Origin of the sequence: Thauera sp. (assembly GCF_047601425.1) — a bacterium.
In the GTDB taxonomy this organism is placed as follows: Bacteria; Pseudomonadota; Gammaproteobacteria; order Burkholderiales; family Rhodocyclaceae; genus Thauera.
In genome coordinates this window covers 1764110-1789336 of sequence record NZ_JASGJL010000001.1, presented here as the reverse complement: position 1 = coordinate 1789336, position 25227 = coordinate 1764110, and the positions used below count along the sequence as shown (strand labels likewise).

Here is a 25227-nt window from a genome sequence, read left to right as displayed (position 1 = left end):
AGGTTGGTCTTTCTTCCAGGGTGTCATGATGCGCTTCCTCCCACGCTGGACAGCAAGGTCACGCACAGCGCCAGCATGACGAACGCAATGCCGCCATCGAGCACCCGCCAGGCCTGCGGATTGCGAAAGACGGGCTGCAGCAGGCGGGCGCCGAAACCCAGGGTCGAAAACCACACCACGCTGGCAGTGCAGGCGCCCAGGCCGAAGGCCCACTGCGCCATGCCCGGATAACCGGCGGACACGCTGCCGACCAGCACCATGGTGTCGAGATACACATGCGGATTGAGGAAGGTGAACGCCAGCGCGGCCAGCAGCACCCGGTGTTTATTGTCGCCGTCTTCCGAGCTCGGCATGAGGGCGCTGGTGCCATGCCACGCCCGTCGTGCCGCCTGCAGGCCGTACCAGCCGATGAAGGCCGCACCGCCAAAGCGCAGCACCTGGAGGAGTTGCGGCCAGGCCTGTACCAGGGCGCCGATGCCGGCGACGCCACACAGGATCAGGATGATGTCGCTGATTGCACATACGGCGACCACCAGGCCGACATGGTTGCGCCGCAGCCCTTGCCGCAGAACGAAGGCGTTCTGGGCGCCGATGGCGATGATGAGACCTGCGCCGGTCAGGAAGCCGGCCAGGGATGCAGCAAGAAGCATTTGATGATCCGGGGTTGGGAATGGCAAGGGGGCAGTGTCAGGGCCGCGATGTCTGGCTGGCGCCCAGAGGATGCTGGATACCGCCGTCACCGTAGGCATGCATCACCTGGGCAATGACCACCTGGTAGCCGTCGAGCCAGCGCGCCTGTTGCCGCTTCGCTTCCTGGTGAATGGGGTGCTCGATCAGGGCGCGCAGCGCCTCCATGCTTTCCCAGTAATACACATTGGAGATCAGCCCGGTGGCCAGGTTTTCCCAGGCCTCCTCGCCGATGTAGCCGGGGATGGCTCTGGCGGCCTCGGCGATGGCCTTGTCGAGGGCGTGGAATTCTTCGTCGAATTCGCGCTTGGCGAAGGTGAAGGTCGAGCTGTAGAGGGTCTGCATGGGCTGATGGGGAAAGTGATCCGGTGGGATTATCGGCGAGTTCGATGCGTGAATTCGTTCAGCACACGGTGTAGTCGTTTCACCGCATCCTGCAGCTGCCCGGCACTGAAACCTCCGAAGCCGAGCATCAGGCCGGAGAGCTGTGGATTTCCCGAGCACATCGGGGACAGGGCTCGCAGCGCGATACCCGTGTTCGCGGCTGCCGACGTGATCGCGACGTCGTTCAGGCCCTCTGGCAGCCAGGCCACGATGTGCATGCCCTGGTCGGCAGGCTGAATGCGCAGTTCAGGCAGCTCGCTTCGGAGGGTGTCCATCAGCACCTGGCGTCGCTCGGCGTAGATACCACGAATCCGCCGGATATGCGTCTCGAAATAGCCTTCTTTCATGTAGGCCGCTATGACATGCTGTTCCGCGGATGGCGAGCCGCGCCCCATCAGGGCGCGCGCGCCGGCGAAGGCCTTGGTCAGGCGCTCGGGCACCACGGCGTATCCCAGGCGAAGGGAAGGCGCCAGCACCTTGCTGAACGTCCCCAGGTAGACAACCCTGTCGCTGTCAAGGCCCTGCATGGCGGGAAACGGCTGGCCGGCATAGCGCAGCTCGCTGTCGTAGTCGTCCTCGACGATCCAGCTTCCGTGCCGGCGGGCCCATTCGAGGAGTGCCAGGCGCCGCGGCATGCTCAATGGCATTCCCATCGGGTATTGGTGCGACGGCGTGACGAATGCAGCCTTGGCATCTGGACAGGCTGCGATCGCGCTCGCGAGGTCCAGCCCTTGGGTATCCACCGGAACACGATGGACCCGGGCGCCGCGATCTTCCAGCACCGAAATCAGCCCGGGATAGGCAGGGTCCTCGGCCCATGCCACGTCACCGGGGGCCAGCAGAACCTTGCTGCTCAGGTAAAGGCCTTGCTGAGTTCCCTCGGTGATGATGATGTTCTCCGGGCCGCATCTCACGGCCCGCGCGCGGCGCAGGTAATCGGCAATGGCTTCCCGCAAGGCAAGCAGTCCCTGGGGGTCGGCATAGCCGGATGGCGCTGCAGCCTGCGAGGCGCGAACCCGATTGCCGAGGCGCCGCCAATGTTCATCCATCGCCACCTCGCCTTCCGGCACCGCGACCGAAAACGGGACCGATGGCAGTTGTGTGAGCCTGTCGGCGATCGCGCCGTATCGGGAGGCCGATGCAGGAAGCGAAGGCATCGGGCTGGCCGGCTTGCCGGGGAGGCCGCGTACCGCGATGGCCGATTCACGAAGACCGGAAGCGACGCACGTACTGGAGCCCGCCTTGGCGTCCAGGCATCCCTCCGCTATCAGTTGCTCGTAAGCCCCGGTCACCGTCCCCCGCGACAGACTCAGGGAGTCGGCCAGGACCCGGGTGGACGGCAGGCGCTCGCCGGCTTTCAGCTCTCCCTTGGTTATGGCGCTGCGAAGCGCGTCCGCAAGCTGCCGCCCAAGGCCACCCTGACCGCGGTCAATGGCGCCGAGGGCAGGAATATCGATTTCAAGATGGCGCCTTGCCATGCGTCTCCTTCATGGGCAGCCCGAACTGGCTCAGTGCTTTTATGGCTATCTGGCACTGAATGATAGTCCGGTTGTGCGCGAGAATGCGCTTGTCGCCAGATACGGAGAAACGGCCGCCATGCACTGTCCGAAGATGTTCAAAGAGGAGCGCCTGGAAGTCCTCCATGGCTTGATGCGAGCCCATCCGCTGGCGACCGTCATCACTGCCGGCAGCGGCGGCCTGATGGCCAACCTGATTCCATTCTCGCTGCACGATGGCGGTGAGCACGGAGTGCTGCGTGCCCATCTCGCACGCGGAAACAGGCAACTGGATGAACTGCGCGAAGGCGCGGAGACCTTGCTCCTCTTTCAGGGGCCGGAGTGCTACGTGACGCCCTCGTGGTATCCGTCGAAAGCCGAGCACGGCAAGGTGGTGCCGACGTGGAATTTCGCGATGGTGCAGGTGCGGGGAACGCCGCGGGTGATCGATGACGCCAGTTGGCTTCTTGCACAGGTCGAGCAATTGACCGCCGGGCACGAAAACGGGCGCAAACACCCGTGGAAGGTTTCCGATGCCCCCGCTGACTTCATCGCCGCGCAACTCAAGGGCATCGTCGGCATCGAGATTCCCGTTCTTTCCATCGAGGGGAAATGGAAGCTCAGCCAGAACCGCTTGCCGGCGGACCGCCAGGGTGTCATCAACGGGCTGAAAGAAGAAGCTTGCTGTGCGGAGATGATCGGCCTGATGGAAGGCGGCTGACGTCCATCGGGCTGCATCTTATTGCTGGTTCATGCGCCGGCTACCAGCGATGGGTCTGGCGCATCCGGGCAGTACGAGGGGGGCGGCTCCATGCGCCCTGACTTGGCGTCAGTATCCCTTCGCAGGGTCGATCACGTTCTCGGGTGCCAGCCCCTTCGACACCCGCAGGATGTTGGACGCGATCTGCCGGGCCGCCGAAGAGGGAATCGCCACCGAGGCCAGGTGGGGGGTGATGAGCACGTTGGGCATGCACCACAGCGGGTCGGTCGCGGGCAGCGGCTCCTGCTCGAACACGTCCAGCGTGGCGGCGCCGATGTGTCCGCTGGCGAGCAGTTCGGTCAGCGCCGCCTGATCCACCAGCGCGCCGCGGGCGACGTTGATGAAGGCCGCGCCGCGCGGCAGGCGCAGCAGGCGCTCGCGGTTCAGGATGCCGCGCGTCTCCGGCGTCAGCGGCAGCATCACGACGAGGATGTCGGCATTGGCGATCACCGTGTCCAGGGTCTCCAGGCCGGCATGGCACTGCACGCCGTCGATCTCCTTCGGGCTGCGCGACCAGCCGCTCACGGCATGGCCGAGGCGGCTGAGTTCGGTGGCGGCGACGGCACCGAGCTGGCCGAGGCCCAGCACGGCGATGCGTATCTCGTCCGGCGATCGCGGGTGCCGGTATGACCACTCGCCCCGGCGCTGCGCCTGTTCGAAGTGGGGAATGTCGCGCGCGTGCCGCAGCGCGGCGAACAGCACGTAGCCGGCCATCATGCGGGCCATCTGCGGGTCGGTCAGGCGGGTGATGGGGATGCCGGGCGGCAGGTCTGCGCGATTGACGAGGGAGTCGACCCCGGCCCCCAGGTTGACGATCAGCCGCAGGTCGAGCATGCCGTCGAAGAAGCCCGCCGGCGGTTTCCACACCAGCGCGTAGTGGATGTCGGCCGGGTCGCCGAGCGCGCTGGAATGGCGGATGTCCAGCCCGGGCAGTTGCGCCAGCAGGGCGTGTTTCCAGGTTTCGAAGTCGTCGAGCTTGCTGTAGAAAGCCAGCGCGCCCGAGGCCATGGAGTGTTTGCCGCTCATGTCCGCTCCCTGCGTACCAGCTTCGCCACGGCCTCGATGGCGAATTCGTAGCCGTCGCCGCCCAGCCCTGCGATCACGCCGTCGGCCACCCTGGAGATGTAGGAGTGGTGGCGAAAGGCTTCGCGCTTCCAGATGTTGCTCATGTGCGCTTCGACGATTTTGCCGGGGAAGGCCATCAGCGCATCCAGGATCGGCACCGAACTGTAGGTCAGGCCGGCGGCGTTGATGACGATGCCGTCGGCCACGCCGCGCGCTTCCTGGATCCAGTCTACCAGCACGCCTTCGTGGTTCGATTGCAGGAAGCGCAGCGAGGCGCCGAGGTCGGCGGCCTTCTTTTCGCAGTGCGCCTGCAAGACGGGGAAGCTGTCGCTGCCGTAGGTCTTGTTTGCGTCCAGACCGTACAGGTTGGCATTGGGGCCGTTGAGGAACCAGATCGTCAGGTCGGGGGTGGTGGTCGTGCTCATGGAATGCCTTCAGGTTCAGAGGTCGTAGGGGCGGGTGGCCTGCATCGCCGGCAGTGCCTGGAAAGCCTCGTTCCAGCGGGCGGCGCGTGGGCTGCGCATGCGCCAGTCCAGCTCGGGGTAGCGGAAGTCCAGATAGCCCAGTGCGCAGCCGAGGGCGATTTCGCCGATGCTCGGTTGCTCCACTTTCAGATCGTCGGCCATGCGCTCGATCGAGGCCAGGCCGGCCCATATCTTCTCCAGCAATGCTTCGCGCCAGATCGGCCACTGCTTGTCGGGCGGCCGGGTCGTCAGTTCGTAGCGTGCGAGCAGGGCCGCGTCGAGCATGCCGTCGCCCAGCGCATGGCGGGTCAGCGTCAGCCAGCGAGTCGGGCCGGCGGTGGGGAACAGGGTGGTGTCGCCGGCGCGGTGCGCCAGGTATTCGCAGATGACGTGGCTGTCGTACAGCGCCTGGCCGTCGTCCAGCAGCAGGGTCGGCACCTTGGCCAGCGGGTTGTGGGCGGCGATGCGGGCGTCGCGCTTCACCGGGTGGGCCGCGCTGTCCAGCAGCTCGATGTCGGCCGTCTGCCCTGTCAGTTCGGCACAGACCATGACCTTGCGGACGAAGGCGGAGGTGGGGGCGAACAGCAGTTTCATGGGGCGGCTCATTGCGGCACCAGCACCAGTTTGCCGAACACCTTGCCGCTTTCCAGCGCGCTGTGCGCGGCGGCCGCTTCGTCCAGGCCAAACGTGCCATGGATGCGCGGGCGGACGCGGCCGCTGCGCAGCAGGGGCAGCACCTGCCTGGCGATGCAGCGCGCCATGCGCGCTTTCTCCGCATGGCTCTGCGGCCGCATCGTGGACGAGTGCAGGCTCAACTGCTTCTGCATCAAGGTCAGCAGTTCCACGTTCACGGCCGAACCCTGCATGAAGCTCAGGCTCACGTGCCGCCCGCCGAATGCCAGCGCCTGCAGGTTGCGGCGCACATAGTCGCCGCCGACGACGTCGAGCACCACGTCCGCGCCCCGGCCGCCGGTGTGATCCAGCACGGCCTGGACGAAGTCGGTGCTGCGCCAGCAGATGGTTTTTTCCGCGCCCATTTTCCGCAGCTCGGCAAAACGCGTCTCGTCGCTGGCGGTGGCGAGCACGGTGGCGCCGGCAGCGTGCGCCAGCTGGATCGCCAGCGTGCCGATGCCGCCCGCTGCGCCATGCAGCAGCAGCGTCTCGCCCATCGTCAGGCGGCCCAGCTCGAACAGGTTGTGCCACACGGTGAACAGGCCTTCGGGCAGGGCCGCGGCGTCCACGTCCGATAGTCCGGCCGGCACGACGAAGGCGTGATCCACCGGCGCGGCGCACCAGGGCGCGTAGCCGCCGCCGGGCACCAGGGCCATCAGGCGCTGGCCCAGCAGGGCGCGATCCACGCCGGGGCCGCAGGCCACGACCTCGCCGCAGACTTCCAGGCCCAGCACGTCGGTCACGCCAGGCGGCGGTTTGGCGATGCCCTGGCGCTGCATGATGTCCGGCCGGTTGATGCCGGCGGCGGACACGCGCAGCAGCACTTCGCCGGCGGTGGGTTCGGGCACCGGCCGTTCGGCCAGCGCCAGCACGCCGGCGTCGCCCGGCTCGCGCGCGATCACGGCCTGCATGGTCTTGGGGAGGGTGGTCACGGTTTCAGCGGCTCCGGCTCGTCAGGGATTGAAGACGCTGGCGCCGTCCTGCGGGATGTGCAGGCCGGCCACGGCGCCGACGGGCCATTGCTGCACCGCGCCCAGGCCGCCGCTGCGCACGGTCACGACGCGGCGGCCGGCGCTGGGAATCTCCACATCCACGAAGGTGTCGATGTGGTCGCCCTGGAACACGTGATTGACGACCGTGCCGTTGAGCACCGAATCGGGGTGCAGGCTTTCGAGCGTGATGTGTTCCGGGCGCACGTAGAGGTCGAGCCGCTCGCCTTCGTGCGAGCCGCCCACCAGGCGCTCGATCGGCAGGCTCAGCAGGCCGGCGCCCAGGCGCAGCAGGATGTCGCCGTTGCGGCGGCCGTGGTAATAGGCCGGCAGGATGTTCACGTCGCCGAGGAAGGAGGCGACGAAAGGATCCTGCGGGTTCTGGTACAGCTCGGCGGGTGGTGCGATCTGCCGGATCACGCCGGCCGACATCACCGCGATGCGATCCGACATCGCCAGCGCCTCGCCCTGGTCGTGGGTGACGAACACGGTGGTCACGCCCAGGCGGCGCTGGATCTCGCGGACTTCCACCTGCATGGAGCCGCGCAGGCTCTTGTCCAGGGCGGAGAAGGGTTCGTCCAGCAGCAGCACCTTGGGCCGGATCACCAGCGCGCGCGCCAGCGCCACCCGCTGCTGCTGGCCGCCGGACAGTTCGCGCGGCTTGCGATGGCCCAGGCCGCCGAGCTTGACCATGTCCATCGCTTCTTGCACGCGCTGCTTGATTTCATCGTCCGGCACGCCGCGCATGCGCAGGCCGTAGCCGATGTTGCGCTCCACCGTCATGTGCGGAAAAAGGGCGTAGTTCTGGAACACGATGCCGATCTGCCGCTTGTGCGGCGGCTCCGCGGTGACCAGTTTGCCGTCGATGAAGATCTCGCCGTTGTCGGCCTCGGCGAAGCCGGCGATGAGGTTCAGCAGCGTGGTCTTGCCGCAGCCCGAGGGGCCGAGCAGGGTGAGGAATTCGCCGCGCCGGATCTTGAGCGTGAGTTCATGCAGGACCGTGTGGTCGTGGTACTTCTTCATCACCCTTTCGAGGCTGACGGTCGTATCGGACTCTGGCGGGTGGTCGTGAGGCCGCTCGACGGCGTGCAGGGTATTTGTATTCATGGTTTCGGTATCGCGAAGGGGCTGGATTCAATTCCGGCTGTCGGCACCGACGATAAGGCAATTGATCCGTGCAGGCGCTTTGTCGAAATTGAACGCAGGCTTCGGAAAAAACTAAAGTCCGTTCTCTAGTCCAGCCATGTGCCTGCCGCATCGGGCTTTTCCGCTGAATTCCTTTATGCACAGTCCGCGATGAAGCCGAATTCGGCCCGCTTCGTTTTTTTCCTGAGCCCCGCCTTCAAAAAAACGTGATTTCCAAAGAGACACTGCATCCCCACACTCGGCATTCGTCGATGCATGACTTTTTCCGTTTTATTCAGAGGCTCAAATGTCAGTGGAAGAAATCAACACCGTTGTCGTGGGCGCCGGCCAGGCCGGTATCGCAATGAGCGAGCATCTCTCCCTCATGGGCGTGCCGCACGTCGTGCTGGAGCGCAGCCGGATCGCGGAACGCTGGCGTTCGGAACGCTGGGATTCCCTGGTCGCCAACGGCCCCGCATGGCACGACCGCTTCCCCAACATGAAATTCGACGGCATCTCGCCCGAAGACTTTCCGGCCAAGGAACGGGTGGCGCAGTATTTCGAGGACTATGCCCGCATGGTCGAGGCGCCGGTGCGCACCGGCGTCGAGGTGACCAGCGTCGAGCGCCACGCCGGCCGTCCCGGCTTCAAGGTCAGCACCAGCGCGGGCGTGATCGAGGCGCGCAACGTCGTCGCGGCCACCGGCCCGTTCCAGAAGCCGTCGTATCCCGACATCGTGCCGGCGGGCAGCCCGGTGCATCAGTTGCATTCTTCCGCCTACAGAAATCCCGGCCAGTTGCCCGAGGGCGCGGTGCTGGTGGTGGGCGCGGGCGCCTCGGGTTCGCAGATCGCCGAAGAGCTGCGCCAGACCGGCCGCACGGTTTACCTCTCGGTGGGCGAACACTACCGTCCGCCGCGCTCCTATCGGGGACGGGACTACTGCTGGTGGCTCGGTGCGCTGGGGCTGTGGGACGAGGTCAGGATCCGCCCCAAGAAGCAGCACGTGGCCTTTGCCGTGAGCGGCTACGAAGGCGGCAAGACGGTGGACTTCCGCCGCCTGGCGCACACCGGCATCCAGCTCGTCGGCATCACCCGGTCTTACCGGGACGGCGTGCTGAGCTTAGAGGAAGGTCTGGCGAAGAACGTCGCCGACGGCGACCAGGCCTATTTCGACGTGCTGCGCGAGGCCGATGCCTACATCGAGGAGAACGGCCTGCCGTTCCCGCCCGAGCCGCTCGCCTGGGAGCTGCTGCCCGATCCGGACTGCCTGACGAATCCCATCCTGAGCCTCGATCTGGCGGCGGCCGGCATCACCACCATCATCTGGGCGACCGGCTTCAAGTTCGACTTCGGCTGGCTCAAGGTCAATGCCTTCGACGAGAAGGGTGATCCCTTCCACAAGCGCGGCATCTCGGCCGAAAGCGGCATCTACTTCCTCGGCCTGCCCAACCTGGTGAACCGGGCTTCGTCCTTCATCTACGGGGTCTGGCACGACGCCAAGTACATCGCCGATCACATCGTGCTGCAGGAAGGCTACATGAGCTACGCCAGGCCATGAGGGTGCTCGAACGCCTGCGGATGCCCGCTTTCCCGGCGGGCGAAATCTGCTGCATCGAAGACCTGCGCCGCCTGGCGAGGAAACGCGTGCCGCGCATGTTCTACGACTATGTGGACGGCGGTTCGTGGACGGAAAGCACCTACCGGGCCAATGAGGAGGCCTTCCGCCGCCTCGAGTTTCGCCAGAGGGTGGCGGTGGACATCAGCCGCCGCAGCACGGCCACCAGCATGGCCGGGCAGGCCGTGCGCATGCCGGTCGCCATCGCCCCCACCGGCCTGACCGGCATGCAGCATGCCGACGGCGAGATCCTGGCGGCGCGCGCCGCGCGCGATTTCGGCATTCCCTTCACGTTGTCGACGATGAGCATCTGCTCGATCGAAGCGGTGGCCGAGGGCACGGCACGCCATCCGTTCTGGTTCCAGCTCTATGTGCTGCGCGACCGCGGTTTCGTCGAGGCGCTGATCGAGCGCGCCCGCGCGGCCAACTGTGCCGCGCTGGTGGTGACGATGGATCTGCAGGTGTTCGGCCAGCGCCACAAGGACAAGCGCAACGGCCTCTCGACGCCGCCCCGGCCCACGCTGCGCAACCTGCTGGATCTGGCCTGCAAGCCCCGCTGGTGCCTGGGCATGCTGGGCACCAGGCATCGGCAGTTCGGCAACATCGTCGGCCATGCCAAGGGTGTGGACGACATCGGCGATCTGGTGAAATGGACCAGCGAGCAGTTCGACCCCGCACTGTCCTGGCAGGACGTGGAGTGGATCAAGCGGCGCTGGGGCGGCACGCTGATCGTCAAGGGCATCCTCGATCCCGAGGATGCGCGGCTGGCGGTGGCGGCGGGGGCCGATGCCGTCGTCGTCTCCAACCACGGCGGCCGGCAGCTCGACGGCGCGCCGGCTTCGCTGTGCGCGCTGCCGGCGGTGCTCGACGCCGTGGGGGATCGAGTGGAAGTGCATGTGGACGGCGGCATCCGCTCCGGCCAGGACGTGCTCAAGGCCGTCGCCCTGGGCGCGCGCGGCACCTACATCGGCCGGGCGATGATGTACGGCCTGGGCGCGGGCGGCCAGCAGGGCGTGGCGGCGGCGCTGGAGCTGATCCGCAACGAACTGGATCTGTCGATGGCCTTCTGCGGTCGGACGGACATCGAGCAGGTCGACGACGGCATCCTGCTGCTGCGCTGAGGCGCCGCGGCTTTTTGCCTTCCGCTCAGGCGCAGAGGTGATCGACCAGCCCGGCCAGCAACTGGTCGCAGGCTTCCAGTTGGGCGACTTCCACATATTCGTCGGCCTTGTGCGCGACCTCGATGCTGCCTGGGCCGCAGACCAGCACCTGGGTGTCGTGCCAACTGCGGCGGAACAGGCCGCCCTCGGTGCCATAGTCCACCTTGGTGCAGGGCGTGCCCGGCGGCAGCAGGGAAGTCAGCAGGGCAACGCCGGCGGAGTCCTCGGGCGTGTTCAGGCTGGGATAGCTGTTGGACAGCCGGACTTCGGGCAGCGCCGCATCCGGATGGGCTGCCTCGGCGGCCGTGCGCTCGGCCAGGCGCTGCATCACCCGTGCCAGGATCTTTTCGGGATCGTCGGCCGACACGTTGCGCACTTCGAAGCTCAGTTCGCATTCGGCGGGCACGATGTTCAGCGCCCGGCCGCCCTGGATGGTGCCGACGTGCACCGTGCTGTAGGGCACGCCGTAGCCGTCCTCGCGCGGGCCGCTGGCGGCCAGTTCGCGCTGCACGTCGCGCAGCGCGGCGACCAGGTCGGCCGCCATGTGCACCGCGTTCACGAAGCGCGGCGCGAGGCCGGAGTGGCCGGCCTGGCCGTGGCAGACGGCGCGCCAGGCGGCCTTGCCCTTGTGGCCGGTGCCGATCTTCATCAGCGTGGGTTCGCCGACGACGCAGAGGAAAGGCGCGGGCAGCCTGCCTTCCAGCCAGCGCAGCAGGTGGCGCACGCCGACGCAGCCCAGCTCCTCGTCGAAGGACAGCGCCAGATGCAGCGGCCGCTTCAGCGGCCGGCCGGCGGCCCGCACCATGGCGATGACGGCGCAGGCGACGAATCCCTTCATGTCCGCCGTGCCCCGGCCATGGATGCGGCCATCCTTTTCGGTCGCCTCGAAAGGCGGTGTCGTCCAGGGCTGGCCCGCCACCGGCACCACGTCGGTGTGGCCGGACAGCAGCAGCCCCGGCACGCCCTGCGGGCCGACGCTGGCAAACAGGTTGGTACGCGTCGGATCGTCGGGATCCGGGGCGCGGATCGAATCGATGCCGGCTTCCTTCAGGATCTGCTGCACCCGTTCGATCAGCTTGTCGTTCGGCGTCAGCGAGACGGAGGGGAAGGCGACCAGTTCGCGCAGCAGCGCGATGCTGGGGGAGGCGGGGAGGTGTTCCATGGGGGCAAGTCAGAGGCTCATTGCTCGGGCGGCACGACGTGCGGATCGTAGAAGCTGGCCGCGCTCATGCCGGGGATGTAGTGATCGGAGATGTAGGCACGGCAGCGTTCCATGAACACGTTGCACAGCCGCGACTGCTTCATCGGCCTGTAGGTCGCCAGGCCCAGTTGCATCGGGCGGTTGTCGCCGGCCAGGCGCACCCTTACCGTGCGCTTGCCGTCCAGCGATATGTTGGATCTGGGGCGCACGTTGAACAGCGCATAGCCGATGCCGTTGGCCACCATCGAGCGCACCACCTCTTCGGAGCGCGAGCGCGCGACGATGTTGGGCGTGACGCCGGCCCTGGTGAAGATGGAGGTGAAGTAGTCCCGGCTCATCGGCAGGTTCAGCAGCACCATCGGCAGGGGCGCGAGCTCTTCCAGCGTCACCGCCGACTGCTGGGCCAGCGGATGCAGCTCGCTGACCAGCACGTAGGGCGGCAGCGTGGCCAGGCGCTCGAACCGGATGTCGTCGTTGAGCTGCAGGTCGTAGGTGATGGCGAGGTCGATTTCCAGCGCATGCAGCTTGCTGATCAGCGTTTCCTGGTCGCCTTCTTCCATGTGCATGTCCACCATGGGAAAGGCGCGTGAGAAGCCGAACAGGACTTCGGGCGCGATCATTGCCGTGAGCGGCTGGAAGCAGCCCACCCGCAGCGTGCCCTGGATGGCGTCGCTGGAATCGGAGGCGATCTCGTACAGGCGCGAGGAGCGTTCGAGCAGATCCTCGCAATGGTTCAGGATCAGGCCGCCGATGGCCGTGAGGCCCAGGCCCTTGGACGAATGGCGGACGAAGAGCTGGACGCCGAGTTCGGCCTCGATGTGTGCGATGGCCGCCGAAATGGAAGGCGAGGAGATGTGGATCTGCGTCGAGGCCGCGGCAATGCTGCCGTATTTGACCGTCGCCACGAAATACTCCATCTGGCGCAGGGAGATGCGGTTGAGCATGGACTGGATCTGGAAATGCCGGGGGGCGGGTAGGGCGCCGATGCTTCGGCGCGGGAGCCCACGGTAGCATGGCTACAGGTCGCCCGGCACGCCGAAGCTGGGCGCCGCGCGCGGGTCGCGGGCGCGGGTGATGTAGGCCGCGCATTGCGGCTCGTACACCTTCCATACGCCGTACAGCGCGCCGACCGGATCCTCTTCCACCCAGTCCAGCCGCAGATCCACGATCGGCCAGTTCTCCTCGCCATAAACCAGCAGGCCGGCGGAATGCACCGGGCCTTCCTCGCCGCCGGCTGCCTGGCCGGCCAGCATGGCCTGCATCAGCCGCTCGGCCAGCGATCCTTCGGCGGCTTCGAACGCGGCCAGCATGGCCTGCGGCACATCCCGTGATGCCAGCATGTTGCCGGCGCAGGCCGCATGCGTGCCGGTCGCGCTGGCCAGCGTGCCCAGGGCTTTGGCGCCAGTGAATACCACCGGCGGGTTGCCGGCGTCGATCGCCATCAACTGCCGGTAATCGATGTGGTCGCGCTGGCGCAGTTGCTGCACGGCCTCTGCGGGCGTGTGGCCGGCGGCCATCAGATCCAGCGCCAGCGGCCCGAGATCGGGGTCGGTGATGTTCTGGCTGGCGGCTGCGCCGACGCCCTTGCGGCCGCGGATGCAGCGTGAGGCGACGGCCGGCGACGACGAAGCCACGGCGGCGCCGAACTGGCTGCTCGCGGGGCAGCGGGCGATGATGGAGAAGGTCATGGGCGTCTGATCCGGGGCGGTGGGCGGGAGCAGGGGAGGGACGTCGAAGGCTCAGTCCGGGATGACGGCGGTGGCGTCGATCTCCACCAGCCATTCGGGCCGCGCCAGCGCCGATACCACGATACCGGTCGACACCGGGAACACGCCCTTGAGCCAGCGGCCCACCACCAGATAGACCGCCTCACGGTAGCGCGGATCGACGATGTAGATCGTGATCTTGCAGATGTCCTGCAATTCGCCGCCGGCTTCCTTCATCAGCATCGCGATGTTGGACATCGCCTGTTCGGTCTGGGCCGTCACGTCGCCGATGCCCACGCTCTCCGAGGTGTCGAGGTTCTGGCCGATCTGGCCGCGCAGGAAAACCATGCGCCCGCGCGCCACGACGGCCTGGCACAGGTCGTTGTCGAGCTTCTGTTCCGGATAGGTCTGCCTGGTATTGAACGGGCGAATGCGGGTGTGTTTCATGGTCGGCGACGGGCGAATTGAAGGAGTCCGCATCGTCGATCGAAAGCGGCGCAGGAGCCATTTGTTTTTTCCGGCGGGGCCATTCAGGAAATTCCTGCTCCGTTTGCCGGCGCATGGGTGGCCGAGCTTTCGGGCAGGCCTAGAAAAATGTGAGGCCCCCCTACAGAAAAGGCTACTTGGCTGGGTGGCCCGGGTTTTACATCATCGGGCCTCGTGATCCGGCAGGAATGGCCGGGCAGATCCGCAAGCTGCCATGGATGACGACTTTTCGTGGCGCCTGATTTTCAATCCGACAGAGGGTACTGAAATGATTCGCAAGCTTTTGACAATGTGTGTGCTCTCTTCCGCGATCGGCGCAAGCGCAGCCTGGGCGCAGGAAGAACTGGTGATCAGCACCTGGGGCGGCAGCTTCCGCGACCTGATCGAGGAAAACATCGGCAAGGAATTCACCCGCCAGACCGGCGTGCCGGTGAAATACATCACCGGCGGCACCATCGACCGCCTGAACAAAGCCAAGCTCGCGTCCAGGCCCGAAAGCGACATCACCTTCACGACTTCGCACATCGGCTGGCTGTATATCGACGGCGGCCTGTTCGAGAAGCTGGACACGAGCAGGATTCCCAATTACAGCCATCTGGTGGACGCCGCCCGGATCAGCGACTACCACATCGGCAGCTGGGCCTATGTCTATTCCATCGGCTACCGGCCCGACATCGTGCCGTCCAGCGTCAAGTTCGAAAGCTGGAACGATCTGTGGAACCCGGCGCTCAAGGGCCGGATCGCGGCGCCCGACTTCGATCCGAGCCACCTGATCGCCGTTGCCGCCCTGCTGTCCGGCGGCGATGCCGCCACCTGGGAAAAGGGCCAGGACAAGCTGAAGGCGCTGAAGCCCAACTTCAAGGCCTTCTATACCAATGACGCCAACGGCCAGCAGCTCATCGCCAGCGGCGAGACGCCGGTGCAGGTGCTGCTGTCGATGAATGCCTATCACATGGCCGGCCAGGGCGTGAACATCAAGGTGGCGATGCCCAAGGAGGGCGCCGTGCTCGGCGTGGATACCATGGGCATCATGAAGGGCAGCACCAAGGTCGATCTGGCCTACAAGTTCATGGACATCGCGCTGTCGCCCGAGGTGCAGTCCAAGATCGTCGCCTACAAGAAGGCCAGTCCGGTGGTCGACAACGCCACGGTGTCGCCGGAAGACGCCAGCCTGCCCGGCGTGTTCACCACCAAGGAGCAATGGGACACGCAGACCATCGTGATCGATCACAAGCTGCGCGCGGAAAAGACTGCCGACTGGCGCAAGTGGTTCACCGAAAACATCATGAACTGATGGTGTCTGCGCTTTGAACAGTGCTTGCGCCTGCGGCCCGTGCTGCGGGTGCAGGTACTGGAAGATCCACGACCAGAATAGGCTTCTTTACCCATGGGTTCCCAACTACGCACCTGGCTGGTATGGCCGGCCGTGTTCATCGCGGTGAGCATCGCCGTGTCGCTGGCGGCGGTGTTCCAGTTCAGCTTCCGGGCCTTCGTGCCGGGCTCGCTCGACGTCGGCGGCTTCACCCTGGCCAACTTCCAGGGCATGGGCAAGTCGATCTACGTCGATGCCTTCACCAACACCTTGTTGCTGAGCGTGGAAACCACGATCTTCTCGCTGCTGGCCGGCTACCCGCTGGCCTATGCGCTGGTGCGGGTGAAGAACCGCGCGATCAAGTCCTTCATCCTGGTCGTTTCCATCACGCCGCTGTTCCTGGGCGAGATCGTGCGCACCTACTCGTGGATCGCGGTGCTGGGCAGCAACGGCTTCATCAACAGCATGCTGCGCTCGCTCGGCATCATCGAGTGGCCGCTGGAACTCATGTTCACCCACCTGGGCGTGCTGGTGGCCTTGGTGCACGTCACCATTCCGGTGGTGGTGCTGATGCTGGCCACGGCCATCTCCCACATCGACCGCGACTACGAAAAAGCCGCCCACAGCCTGGGCGCCGGGCCGGTGCGCACCTTCCTGACGGTGACGCTGCCGCTGTCCATGCCGGGCATCCTGGCCAGCATCACGACGTCCTTCGCCTGGACGTTCAGCGCCTTCGCCACGCCGCAGATGATCGGCGGCGGGCGCGTGCCGACCGTCTCCACGCTGGTCTATCAGCTCGGCTTCTCGTCGATGAACTTCCCGCTCGCCGCCAGCCTGAGCATCATGGGCCTCGTCCTGACCGCAGCCGCGCTTCTCGCCCTGGGCTTCCTCACCCGTCCCCTCAAGGCCATGGGAGGCCACTGACATGAGCCGTCGCATCCAAAGCGCCTTGCCCTTGCCGCTGCGCATCGCCGGCCCCGCGCTGCTCGTCCTGCTGCTGGCCTTCGTGCTGCTGCCGGTGGTCGTGGTCACGGTGGCGGCCTTCAACGAGAAAGCCATCATCAGCTTCCCGCCCGGGTCGTATTCGCTGGCCTGGTTCGCGCGGGTGTTCACCTATCCGGACTTCCGCGAGGGTTTCCATGCCAGCCTGGTGGTGACGGGCTGGGCGTCTTTCCTGGCGCTGGTCATCGGCACCGGACTGGCCATCGCGGTCAAGCGCACCGAATTCCCGAGCAAGCGCCTGCTGCTGACCATCCTGCATTCGCCGCTGGTGGTGCCGCATTTCACGCTGGGGCTGGGCCTGCTGATCCTGGTGTCGCAGGTGCAGTTGAACCGCAGCTACGGCACCGTCATCCTCTGCCACGTGATGCTGGTGCTGCCCTTCGTGCTGCGCAGCGTGTATGTGTCGATGGAAAACCTCGACGAGCGCCTGGAGCAGGCTGCCGCCAGCCTCGGCGCGCCGCCGCTGAAGGTGCTGCTGACGGTGACCATTCCGCTGCTGGCGCCGGGGCTGTTCGGCGGCTGGCTGTTCGCCGCGATCATGTCCTTCAGCGAATTCACCGCCTCGCTGTTCATCACCACCCAGCAGACGCAGACGCTGCCGGTGTCCATGTACAACTACGTGCGCGAGTTCGCCGATCCGACGCTGGCCGCACTGTCGGTGATCTACATCGCGGTGACGGCCGCGGTGCTGGCCTTTGCCAATTACTTCCTGGGGCTGGGCAGGATCCTCAACATCGAAAACGAGCATTGAAGCCGGGCAGATTGCGCATGGCTTGGTGATTTCCCCCAGCGTATGGGATCTGCTGGGGCTTCTCCATGCTCAGGTATGATGAATTTCCAGTACCCGAGGTGCAGCCATGCAGCACATACTTGTCTATGCGGACTCCCTCTCCTGGGGAATCATTCCCACGACGCGAAAGCGCCTGCTTTTCGAGCAGCGTTGGCCGGGCGTAATGGAAACCAGCCTCGGCGCCTCCGGGCGGAAAGTTCGCGTCATCGAAGACTGCCTCAACGGCAGGCGCACAGTTTGGGACGATCCGTTCAAGCCGGGCCGAAACGGCCTTGCCGGCCTGGCGCAGCTGATCGAAATCCATTCGCCGCTGGCACTGGTCGTGCTGATGCTGGGAACCAACGACTTCCAGTCCATGCACGAACACAACGCATGGCATTCGTCCCAGGGCATTCTTGCTTTGATTTCTGCCATTCGTTCCGCTCCCATCGAACCTGGCATGCCCGTGCCGGACATCCTTGTCGTGGCGCCCCCGGCAATACAGACGCCGAAGGGGCCGATCGCGCCGAAGTTCGAAGGCGGCGAAGCAAAATGTGTCGGCTTGGCCGCTGCTTATCGCAAGGTGTGCGAGGAGACGAACTGCCACTTCTTCGATGCCGGCAGCGTTACCACGTCGAGCAAGGTGGACGGTGTCCATCTCGACCTCGAGCAGCACCTGATCCTCGGTAGGGCTGTGGCTGAAGCCGTGGAGCCTTTGCTGTCCAAAGGAATCTGACTTCAGATTTGTGCATCTGCGGCTGAAGGCATGAGTAAAAAGACCCGGCTCCATCTCTGGAGCCGGGTCTTTGGGCTTGTCGGGGCGCAGCTCATGCGTCAATCCACGCAGCCTGTGCCAACCTGCGCCTCACCTCAACCGCAAGTCCCCACCGCCCCGCACGCCGTGCAGAAATCGCAGCCGTCCTTGCGGATCACCGTATGGTTGCCGCACTCGGTGCATAGCGCGCCCTGCATCAGCTTCGGCTCGCTGTCGTCGCGCGGCGACTCCAGGATGCCCATCTCGCGGGTCGGGTAGCCGCGCTCGTCGAGCACGCCGAGCATGGCGTAGCGGTGGATGATGAGCTGGGCGAGGTAGGCGACCGTGCTGGGGTAGTTGGTCTGGCGCTTGGTGCCGGGGATGAAGGCCATGAAGTCGCCCAGCGGCTCGGGGTAGTCGAGCAGCTTGCGCAGCTTCATGCCGATCCAAGCCGGGTCCATGACGCGCATGTCGAGCGACAGGATGCGGGTCAGGCCGTCCAGCGCGCGCGGGTAGTTGCCCGACAGCCACACCGAGTAGGGGCGGGTGACGCCGTCCGGCAGGGTGATTTCCTTCAGGCCGAGCACGAACTCTTCGCCGGTGGCCGGGTTGTAGAGGTCCACCGTCCACGACAGCGTGCCGTCGGTGCCGGTCTTGGGCTCTTCGAGGCTGAACAGGGTGTCGAGCACCGGGTTGGCTTCGTCTTCCTTGTCGAAGACGTGCAGCGCTTCGCAGCGGTAGCGCACGACCTGGGCGAAGGCCGACACGGTGCCGGGGAAGAGTTTCTTCTCGCCGTGCGGCGGGAAGGGCATCTCGAAGGATTTTTCGCCGACGGTGCGGGCCAGGGTTTCGAGCTTGAGCTTGAGCCAGCCGCGGTCGTTGGCGCGCATGTCCATCGACAGGGTCTTGGCCACCGCGCCCAGGCCGCGCGGCTGGTCGGCGCCGTTGACCCAGACTTCGAACGGGAAGCTGCCGCCGTTGTTGCCGACCTGGCCGACGAACAGGGCGAAGTCGCCGGTCGGGGTGTTCAGCATGTAGGTCCAGGCCATGTTGCCGTCCGGCATGTCGGGGCGGCCGGGCCAGCGCAGGCTGGACAGCACCGGCGCCGGCAGGCTCTTGATCGACAGGCGGCGGTTGGCGTCGGACAGTTCGACGTCGTGCGGCTGCTTCTGCTCGCTGGTCGGCGTGACCGACAGCACCGAACCCAGCACGCTGTTGGGGCGGTAGGTGGCGAGCCCCTTCAGGCCGGCTTTCCAGGCGGTGAGGTAGAGGTCCTCGAACTCGGTGTAGGGGTAGTCCTCGGGCACGTTCACCGTCTTGGAGATGGACGTGTCGACGTAGGGGGCGACCACCGCGACCATGTCCTTGTGCGCCTGCGCGGAGATTTCCAGCGCGGTGACGAAGGACGGCGGCAGGGCCTCGACGTTGCCGCCGAGGTGGCGGTACAGGCGCCAGGCGTAGTCCTCGACCGCGTACTCCTTGAAGGTGCCGTCGGCCATGCGCTTGCGCCGGGTGTAGGTGTAGGAGAAGGGCGGTTCGATGCCGTTGGAGGCGTTGTCGGCGAAGGCCAGGCTGATCGTGCCGGTGGGCGCGATCGACAGCAGGTGCGAGTTGCGGATGCCGTGCTTGCGGATCTTGTCCTTGACCTCGGCCGGCAGGCGCGAGGCGAAGTTGCCGCCGGACAGGTAGAGGTCGGCGTTGAACAGCGGGAAGGCGCCGCGCTCGCGGGCCAGCTCGGCCGAGGCCAAGTAAGCGCGGTTGCGCATGAATTCGGAGATCTTGCGTGCTTCCTCGCGTGCCTCGGCGGTGTCGTAGCGCTTGCCGAGCATGATCAGGGCGTCGCCCAGGCCGGTGAAGCCGAGGCCGACGCGGCGCTTGGAGGCGGCTTCGGCGCGCTGCTGATCCAGCGGCCAGTGGGTGCTGTCGAGCACGTTGTCGAGCATGCGGATGGAGACGTCGACCACCTTGCCGAAGCCGGCGTAGTCGAAATCGGCCTTGTCGCCGAACGGGTTCTTGACGAAGGGCGTCAGGTTGATCGAGCCCAGGCAGCAGCAGCCGTAGGGCGGCAACGGCTGTTCGGCGCAGGGGTTGGTGGCCTCGATGGTCTCGCAGTAGTACAGGTTGTTGTCCTGGTTCATGCGGTCCAGGAACAGGATGCCCGGCTCGGCGTGGTCGTAGGTGGACCGCATGATCTGGTCCCACAGCGCGCGGGCGCGCACCTTGCGATAGACCCATTGGCCGTCGTCGCGCTGGTAGGCGCCGGCTTCCTTGAGCTCGGTCGTGGGTTCGGCCTTGTGCGTCAGTTCGACGTCGCCGTCGGCTTCGACCGCCTGCATGAAGGGATCGGTGACGCCGACCGAGATGTTGAAGTTGGTGAGGTCGCCGTGGTCCTTGGCGTGGATGAATTCCTCGATGTCCGGATGGTCGCAGCGCAGCACGCCCATCTGGGCGCCGCGGCGCGCGCCGGCCGATTCGACGGTTTCGCACGAGCGGTCGAACACCCGCATGTAGGACACCGGGCCGGAGGCGTTGGAGGCCGTGCCCTTGACCAGCGCGCCCTTGGGCCGGATCGACGAGAAGTCGTAGCCGACGCCGCCGCCGCGGCGCATGGTTTCGGCGGCCTGGGCCAGCGCGGTGTAGATGCCGGGGCGGCCGTCGATCGCTTCGGTGACAGAGTCGCCCACCGGCTGGACGAAGCAGTTGATCAGCGTGGCGGCCAGCGTGGTGCCGGCGGCGCTGTTGATGCGGCCGGCGGGAACGAAACCTTTCTCCTGCGCTTCGAGGAACCTGGCTTCCCAGTAGGCGCGCTTATCCTCGGCTTCGACCGCGGCCAGCGCGCGGGCGACGCGCTGGCGCACTTCGGCGATGGATTGCTCGCCGCCCTTGGCGTATTTCTCGACGAGCACTTCGCCGGAGATTTCCTGCATCGGCAGATTGGCGGCACTGGGTTTGGCGGCGCTGTGGACGGCTGCGCTGGTGGTCTCGCTCATGGTGTTTTTCTTCATCCGTAAGTGGGTCTGACGGTAGGTCTGGATTCGGACTGAAGAATAGCGCGGAAACAGGATAAGATCAAAAAAAATTTAATCAATAAAATCAAATAGTTGTTTATTTTACTTGTGTCGCCTTGAAAATTGAAACACTACATATAGTAGTGGAAATGGGGCTGTGTTTTGCCCTGAAAGCCGCGAAAACAGTGGGTTTCAGGCGTATCGAGCCTGCTCGGGACGGGTGATTCTGCTCCGTGCAGGTGATACGTATCGGCTCAGCGCCTGCCGCCGCCTTGCTCCGAAACGGCACAGTTTGTCCGCCTCGCCAGCCCTGGATGTGCCGTTGTTTTCGTAACCATATGTTTTCCCGTGTTTTATTTTTTTGGCACGGTTTGTGATCAAGAGGGGATGGAGGCCGGCTGTCCGACGCCGGGCAGCGGCTGCCGAACAATACGATCATCGGAGACGAGGAAATGGAGAGATTCAAGGGAGCGAAGCAGGGCTGGCGCGGTCTTGGCGGAGCGGCGGCGCTGTGTGCCGTGCTGGCGGCGCCGCAGGCGCATGCGGTCGATGTGGATGCGGGCGACTACACGGCGCTGCCGGCCGGCACCAATCTGCTGATGGGTTACTACCAGTACGCGACCCGTGACGCGGCGTATGCGCGGGGCCATAAGCAGGCGGGCGATCCGCGGCTGGATTCGCACATCGGCATCCTGCGCGGCGTGCATTTCACCGAGATCGGGGGCTTCATCGTCGATCCGCAGTTCCTGCTGCCGTTCGGCCGGCTGGAAGGCAAGGACGACCTGTCGGCGGCCGGCAGCGCCAGCGGCGTGGGCGACCTGATCCTGGCGGCGACGGTGTGGCTGGTGAATCGGCCGGAGACCGGCACGTATTTCGGCGTGACCCCCTTCCTGTACGTTCCGACCGGCAAGTACGACAACGACGATGCGCTGAACATCGGCGAAAACCGGTGGAAGTTTGCGCTGCAGGCCGGTTTCATCACCAAGCTGGCGGACAAGGTGACGCTCGACCTGGCGGGCGACGTCATGGTGTATGGCAAGAACGACAAGTTTGGCCCGGCGCGGGCGACGATGAAGCAGAAGGCGTCGATGCAGTTCCAGGGCTATCTGCGCTACCACATGTCGGACGCCTGGGACCTGCGCCTGGGCGTGTCGCACACGATCGGCGGCGAAACCGAGGTTGCGGGCGTGGATCAGGGCGATCGCCAGCGCACGACCAAGGTGAGCATCGGTACCGGCTGGTTCGTCGCGCCTGACGTGCAGCTGCTGGCCAGCTACGGCCGCGACATTTCGGTGCGCAATGGCCTGCGCGAGGACGACCGCCTGAACCTGCGCGTGCTGAAGGTCTTCTGAGCCGCTGATGTTCCTGCCCGCATCGCCGGACCGCGATGCGGGCAGGGCTCGCTGGGCGCCTGTGCTGCCCGCGCAGCGCCCTGGGGCTGGTCAGCAAGCCTGATCGGAATCGGAGAGCAGGCCAAAGCTGCGCAGCTTGCGGTACAGGGTGGCACGAGCGATGCCGAGGGTCCGCGCGGTGGCCGAGATGTTGCCGCCATGGCGGAGGAAGGCGGCGCGCACGGCCTCGGCTTCGGTCTGCTGCAAGGTCGCCTTGCCGTCGAGGAGCGGGTCCGGCTCGTGGGCGGGCCAGGCCGGGGCGAGGGTTTCGGTCAGTTCCGCCGGCAGGTGGGCGAGTTCGATGCTGCCTTCGGCCAGGGCAGCGCCCAGGCGGAGCACCTGCTGCAGTTCGCGGATGTTGCCCGGCCAGTCATGGCGGTGCAGGCAGTCGCGTGCGGCGGGAGCCAGGGCGAGCGTCGCGGGCGCAGCTTCGCGCGCCAGGAAGTGGTCGATGAGCGCGTCAAGGTCGCTGCGTTCCCGCAGCGCGGGAAGGGTGACGCGCAGGCCGTTGATGCGGTAATACAGGTCTTCGCGGAACGCGCCGCTGGCGACGCGCTGGGCGAGGTCGCGGTGGGTGGCGCAGATCACCGAGCAGTCCAGCGCGATGCTGCGGCTGCTGCCCAGCCGCGTCAGCGTGCGTTCCTGCAGCACGCGCAGCAGGCGGGCCTGAAGCTCGAGCGGCATGTCGCCGATTTCGTCGAGGAACAGGGTGCCGCCATTGGCCTGCTCGAAGCGCCCGGCCATGCCGCCGCGCCGCGCGCCGGTGAAGGCGCCGTCGTCGTAGCCGAAGAGTTCGGATTCGATCAGGCCGGACGGGATCGCCGAGCAGTTGATGGCGACGAAGGGGCCGGAGGCGCGCGGGCCGCCGTCGTGCAGGTGGCGGGCGAGGACTTCCTTGCCGGTACCGGTTTCACCGTTGATCAGCACCGGAATGCCGCGGGCGAAGGCGCGTTCGGCCTGATGGACGCGCAGGCTCAGCTTCGGGTCGGCCAGCATCGATGGCATGGACGTGCCGGCCGCATGCGGCACGCTGGGCCCCCTGCCTGCTGCGGCCGGTCGCTGCGATGGGGCGGCGAAGGCGCGAGGATGGGGAGCCTCGGTCAGGCACACGTGGAGGAGGACGCCGTTGTGGCTGTGCAACGGGGCCGGCATGCGGCCATGCTTGCGCAGCATGTCGAGCAGCGGACCCAGGCCGCACTGGAATACCCTCTGGGCACATTGCTCGGCTCCCGGCAGCATGTCCAGTTCCAGCAGCTGGCGAGCCAGCGGGTTGGCGCCGAGCAGGCGGCCGTCATGGGAGAGGGCGAGCAGGCCGCACATCGGCGTGTCAACGAGTTCCGCGCTGTAGTGAAGGCGCAGGTGAAGCGCGTTCGGCAAGGCGTTGACCATGCGGTTCTCGATCGCACGTGCGGTGAGGGCGAGCGGTTCCAGAATGCCGATGGAAGGGGCGTGATGGTGGCGCGAGGCGTTCAGTACGCCGGCCAGATCGCCCGAGGGGTCGAAGATCGGCACCGCGACGCAGGCGCACATGTGTACTTCTTCGAGAAAGTGTTCGCCGCCGCGCACGATCACGGGCCGCCGCTCTTCGAGCGCGCAGCCGGGGGCATTGGTGCCGATCAGGTTTTCGCTGAGGTTGAGGCCGGGGCGCAGAACGCTGGCGATGTCGCGCAGGGCTGGATTCTGTCCGCCCAGCGTCTTGATGACGGTGCCGCGAGCCTCCAGGCAGGCGATCACCCAATGGGCGTTGTCCAGCGCGGCGAACAGCCGCTGCAATTCGGGGGCGGCATGGTCGAGCAGTACGCGGTGGGCGTCGTCCAGACGGCGCTGCTGCGCCGCCGAAACCGGGTCGAACAGGACCCGGTCGTGCTCCCTGAGGCCGTATTTGAGCGAGCGTGACCAGGAGCGCTGCACTTCGTCCGCGACCAGGCTGGTGGGAATATCGCGACCTTCGCGCAGCAACTGGCGTGCATGCAGCACCCTGCTATCGAAATCCGTACGGACAAGCTCCATGTCTCCTCCTGTGTCGGGGCTGCTGCGTTTCGATCCAGTGGCCGGAAGCAGGCTGACTTGAATCGATACAGTGCGCGCGCCCTGTTGTTGTCCAGGTTGGCAAAAATTTATTCAACCTATTGTTATTTTTGATTTTTATTCTTTTGGCACGGCTTCTGCATCATTTTGTCCGTCTGCCCGGAGTGGTGGGCAGGCCGGCCCCGCGATGCTGAAAGGCGGCCGCCGAATATTACTATCATCGGAGACAAGGAAATGAAGCCACTCAAGGGGGCGGCGCAGATGCGTCGAAACGGCTGGCGCGGTCTTGGCGGAGCGGCGGCACTGTGTGCCATGCTGGCGGCGCCGCAGGCGCATGCGGTCGATGTGGATGCGGGCGACTACACGGCGCTGCCGGCCGGCACCAATCTGCTGATGGGTTACTACCAGTACGCGACCCGTGACGCGGCGTATGCGCGGGGCCACAAGCAGGCGGGCGATCCGCGGCTGGATTCGCACATCGGCATCCTGCGCGGCGTGCATTTCACCGAGATCGGGGGCTTCATCGTCGATCCGCAGTTCCTGCTGCCGTTCGGCCGGCTGGAAGGCAAGGACGACCTGTCGGCGGCCGGCAGCGCCAGCGGCGTGGGCGACCTGATCCTGGCGGCGACGGTGTGGCTGGTGAATCGGCCGGAGACCGGCACGTATTTCGGCGTGACCCCCTTCCTGTACGTTCCGACCGGCAAGTACGACAACGACGATGCGCTGAACATCGGCGAAAACCGGTGGAAGTTTGCGCTGCAGGCCGGTTTCATCACCAAGCTGGCGGACAAGGTGACGCTTGACCTGGCGGGCGACGTCATGGTGTATGGCAAGAACGACAAGTTTGGCCCGGCGCGGGCGACGATGAAGCAGAAGGCGTCGATGCAGTTCCAGGGCTATCTGCGCTACCACATGTCGGACGCCTGGGACCTGCGCCTGGGCGTGTCGCACACGATCGGCGGCGAAACCGAGGTTGCGGGCGTGGATCAGGGCGATCGCCAGCGCACGACCAAGGTGAGCATCGGTACCGGCTGGTTCGTCGCGCCCGACGTGCAGCTACTGGCCAGCTACGGCCGCGACATTTCGGTGCGCAATGGCCTGCGTGAGGACGACCGCCTGAACCTGCGCGTGCTGAAGGTCTTCTGAGCCGCTG

At 66.0% G+C, this 25227-nt stretch carries 23 protein-coding genes; 9 read left to right on the top strand and 14 right to left on the bottom strand.

The annotated features are described in order from the left end of the window. Nucleotides 1–23: 23 nt before the first annotated feature. From QM748_RS08710 to QM748_RS08700, 3 genes are read right to left on the bottom strand one after another with little or no spacing between them, the layout of a single operon-like run. Complete coding sequence (locus tag QM748_RS08710; RefSeq protein ID WP_415246590.1) at nucleotides 24–650, bottom strand: LysE/ArgO family amino acid transporter; 627 nt, start codon at nucleotides 648–650, stop codon at nucleotides 24–26. A gap of 37 nt (nucleotides 651–687) precedes the next feature. Continuing rightward, entirely contained in the window at nucleotides 688–1032 is a 345-nt protein-coding gene (locus QM748_RS08705; protein WP_415246589.1) for an antibiotic biosynthesis monooxygenase family protein, read from the bottom strand. 29 nt (nucleotides 1033–1061) lie between these two features. After that, nucleotides 1062–2549 carry a PLP-dependent aminotransferase family protein gene (locus QM748_RS08700; RefSeq protein WP_415246588.1) on the bottom strand — a complete coding sequence of 496 codons (1488 nt, stop codon included), beginning with the start codon at nucleotides 2547–2549 and terminating at the stop codon, nucleotides 1062–1064. On the opposite strand from QM748_RS08700, the gene QM748_RS08695 reads away from it, so the two are divergent. Beyond that, the gene (locus QM748_RS08695; protein ID WP_415246587.1) at nucleotides 2548–3288 is read left to right on the top strand and encodes an FMN-binding negative transcriptional regulator; all 741 of its coding nucleotides are present in this window, start codon (nucleotides 2548–2550) and stop codon (nucleotides 3286–3288) included. The two genes, QM748_RS08700 and QM748_RS08695, sit on opposite strands and share 2 nt — an antisense overlap. Before the next feature lie 108 nt (nucleotides 3289–3396). Here QM748_RS08695 and QM748_RS08690 read toward each other — a convergent pair whose 3' ends face one another. Genes QM748_RS08690 through QM748_RS08670 form a run of 5 tightly spaced genes read right to left on the bottom strand, consistent with a single transcriptional unit; the run spans nucleotide 3397 to nucleotide 7624 of the window. After that, nucleotides 3397–4353 (bottom strand): 2-hydroxyacid dehydrogenase, encoded by a 957-nt coding sequence (locus tag QM748_RS08690; RefSeq protein WP_415246586.1) that lies wholly within the window; start codon nucleotides 4351–4353, stop codon nucleotides 3397–3399. Further along, nucleotides 4350–4817, bottom strand: coding sequence for a type II 3-dehydroquinate dehydratase (locus QM748_RS08685; RefSeq protein ID WP_415246585.1), 468 nt, complete (start codon nucleotides 4815–4817; stop codon nucleotides 4350–4352). Before QM748_RS08685 ends, QM748_RS08690 begins: the two co-directional genes overlap by 4 nt. 15 nt (nucleotides 4818–4832) lie before the next feature. After that, nucleotides 4833–5450 (bottom strand): glutathione S-transferase family protein, encoded by a 618-nt coding sequence (locus QM748_RS08680; RefSeq protein WP_415246584.1) that lies wholly within the window; start codon nucleotides 5448–5450, stop codon nucleotides 4833–4835. Nucleotides 5451–5458: 8 nt separating this feature from the next. Then, nucleotides 5459–6460, bottom strand: a complete 1002-nt coding sequence (locus QM748_RS08675) for an NAD(P)H-quinone oxidoreductase (RefSeq protein ID WP_415246583.1) — start codon at nucleotides 6458–6460, stop codon at nucleotides 5459–5461. A 21-nt stretch (nucleotides 6461–6481) separates the two neighbouring features. Then, complete coding sequence (locus QM748_RS08670) at nucleotides 6482–7624, bottom strand: ABC transporter ATP-binding protein (RefSeq protein ID WP_415246582.1); 1143 nt, start codon at nucleotides 7622–7624, stop codon at nucleotides 6482–6484. 325 nt (nucleotides 7625–7949) lie between these two features. Here QM748_RS08670 and QM748_RS08665 point away from each other — a divergent pair, with 325 nt between their 5' ends. Then, entirely contained in the window at nucleotides 7950–9200 is a 1251-nt protein-coding gene (locus QM748_RS08665; RefSeq protein ID WP_415246581.1) for a flavin-containing monooxygenase, read from the top strand. Next, nucleotides 9197–10378, top strand: a complete 1182-nt coding sequence (locus QM748_RS08660) for an L-lactate dehydrogenase (protein ID WP_415246580.1) — start codon at nucleotides 9197–9199, stop codon at nucleotides 10376–10378. Before QM748_RS08665 ends, QM748_RS08660 begins: the two co-directional genes overlap by 4 nt. 25 nt (nucleotides 10379–10403) lie before the next feature. Here the strand turns inward: QM748_RS08660 and argE are convergent, their stop codons facing one another. The 4 genes from argE to QM748_RS08640 all read right to left on the bottom strand — a co-directional run bounded on the left by argE (nucleotide 10404) and on the right by QM748_RS08640 (nucleotide 13771). After that, entirely contained in the window at nucleotides 10404–11579 is a 1176-nt protein-coding gene (gene argE, locus QM748_RS08655; protein ID WP_415246579.1) for an acetylornithine deacetylase, read from the bottom strand. A gap of 17 nt (nucleotides 11580–11596) precedes the next feature. Beyond that, nucleotides 11597–12562, bottom strand: a complete 966-nt coding sequence (locus tag QM748_RS08650) for a LysR substrate-binding domain-containing protein (protein WP_415246578.1) — start codon at nucleotides 12560–12562, stop codon at nucleotides 11597–11599. Between the two features lie 72 nt (nucleotides 12563–12634). After that, the gene (locus QM748_RS08645; RefSeq protein WP_415246577.1) at nucleotides 12635–13306 is read right to left on the bottom strand and encodes a DUF1028 domain-containing protein; all 672 of its coding nucleotides are present in this window, start codon (nucleotides 13304–13306) and stop codon (nucleotides 12635–12637) included. 51 nt (nucleotides 13307–13357) lie between these two features. After that, nucleotides 13358–13771, bottom strand: a complete 414-nt coding sequence (locus tag QM748_RS08640; RefSeq protein ID WP_341644171.1) for a RidA family protein — start codon at nucleotides 13769–13771, stop codon at nucleotides 13358–13360. Between the two features lie 334 nt (nucleotides 13772–14105). Between QM748_RS08640 and QM748_RS08635 the strand changes: the two genes are divergently transcribed. The 4 genes from QM748_RS08635 (at nucleotide 14106) to QM748_RS08620 (ending at nucleotide 17629) form a co-directional block, all read left to right on the top strand. Beyond that, nucleotides 14106–15104 (top strand): ABC transporter substrate-binding protein, encoded by a 999-nt coding sequence (locus QM748_RS08635; protein WP_415246576.1) that lies wholly within the window; start codon nucleotides 14106–14108, stop codon nucleotides 15102–15104. Nucleotides 15105–15197: 93 nt separating this feature from the next. Next, complete coding sequence (locus QM748_RS08630; RefSeq protein ID WP_415246575.1) at nucleotides 15198–16046, top strand: ABC transporter permease; 849 nt, start codon at nucleotides 15198–15200, stop codon at nucleotides 16044–16046. A gap of 1 nt (nucleotide 16047) precedes the next feature. Further along, nucleotides 16048–16875 (top strand): ABC transporter permease, encoded by an 828-nt coding sequence (locus QM748_RS08625; protein WP_415246574.1) that lies wholly within the window; start codon nucleotides 16048–16050, stop codon nucleotides 16873–16875. 106 nt (nucleotides 16876–16981) lie between these two features. Continuing rightward, nucleotides 16982–17629, top strand: a complete 648-nt coding sequence (locus QM748_RS08620) for an SGNH/GDSL hydrolase family protein (RefSeq protein WP_415246573.1) — start codon at nucleotides 16982–16984, stop codon at nucleotides 17627–17629. A gap of 134 nt (nucleotides 17630–17763) precedes the next feature. On the opposite strand, the gene QM748_RS08615 is transcribed toward QM748_RS08620, so the two are convergent. Next, nucleotides 17764–20637, bottom strand: coding sequence for an adenosylcobalamin-dependent ribonucleoside-diphosphate reductase (locus QM748_RS08615; protein WP_415246572.1), 2874 nt, complete (start codon nucleotides 20635–20637; stop codon nucleotides 17764–17766). 470 nt (nucleotides 20638–21107) lie between these two features. On the opposite strand from QM748_RS08615, the gene QM748_RS08610 reads away from it, so the two are divergent. Beyond that, nucleotides 21108–22007, top strand: a complete 900-nt coding sequence (locus QM748_RS08610) for a transporter (RefSeq protein ID WP_415246571.1) — start codon at nucleotides 21108–21110, stop codon at nucleotides 22005–22007. A gap of 90 nt (nucleotides 22008–22097) precedes the next feature. On the opposite strand, the gene QM748_RS08605 is transcribed toward QM748_RS08610, so the two are convergent. Continuing rightward, a complete protein-coding gene (locus QM748_RS08605; RefSeq protein WP_415246570.1) occupies nucleotides 22098–24056 on the bottom strand; it encodes a sigma-54-dependent Fis family transcriptional regulator in 1959 nt (652 codons plus the stop codon). Between the two features lie 252 nt (nucleotides 24057–24308). Between QM748_RS08605 and QM748_RS08600 the strand changes: the two genes are divergently transcribed. Next, on the top strand, nucleotides 24309–25220 hold the full coding sequence (locus QM748_RS08600; protein WP_415246569.1) for a transporter: 912 nt from the start codon (nucleotides 24309–24311) through the stop codon (nucleotides 25218–25220). Nucleotides 25221–25227 lie beyond the last annotated feature (7 nt).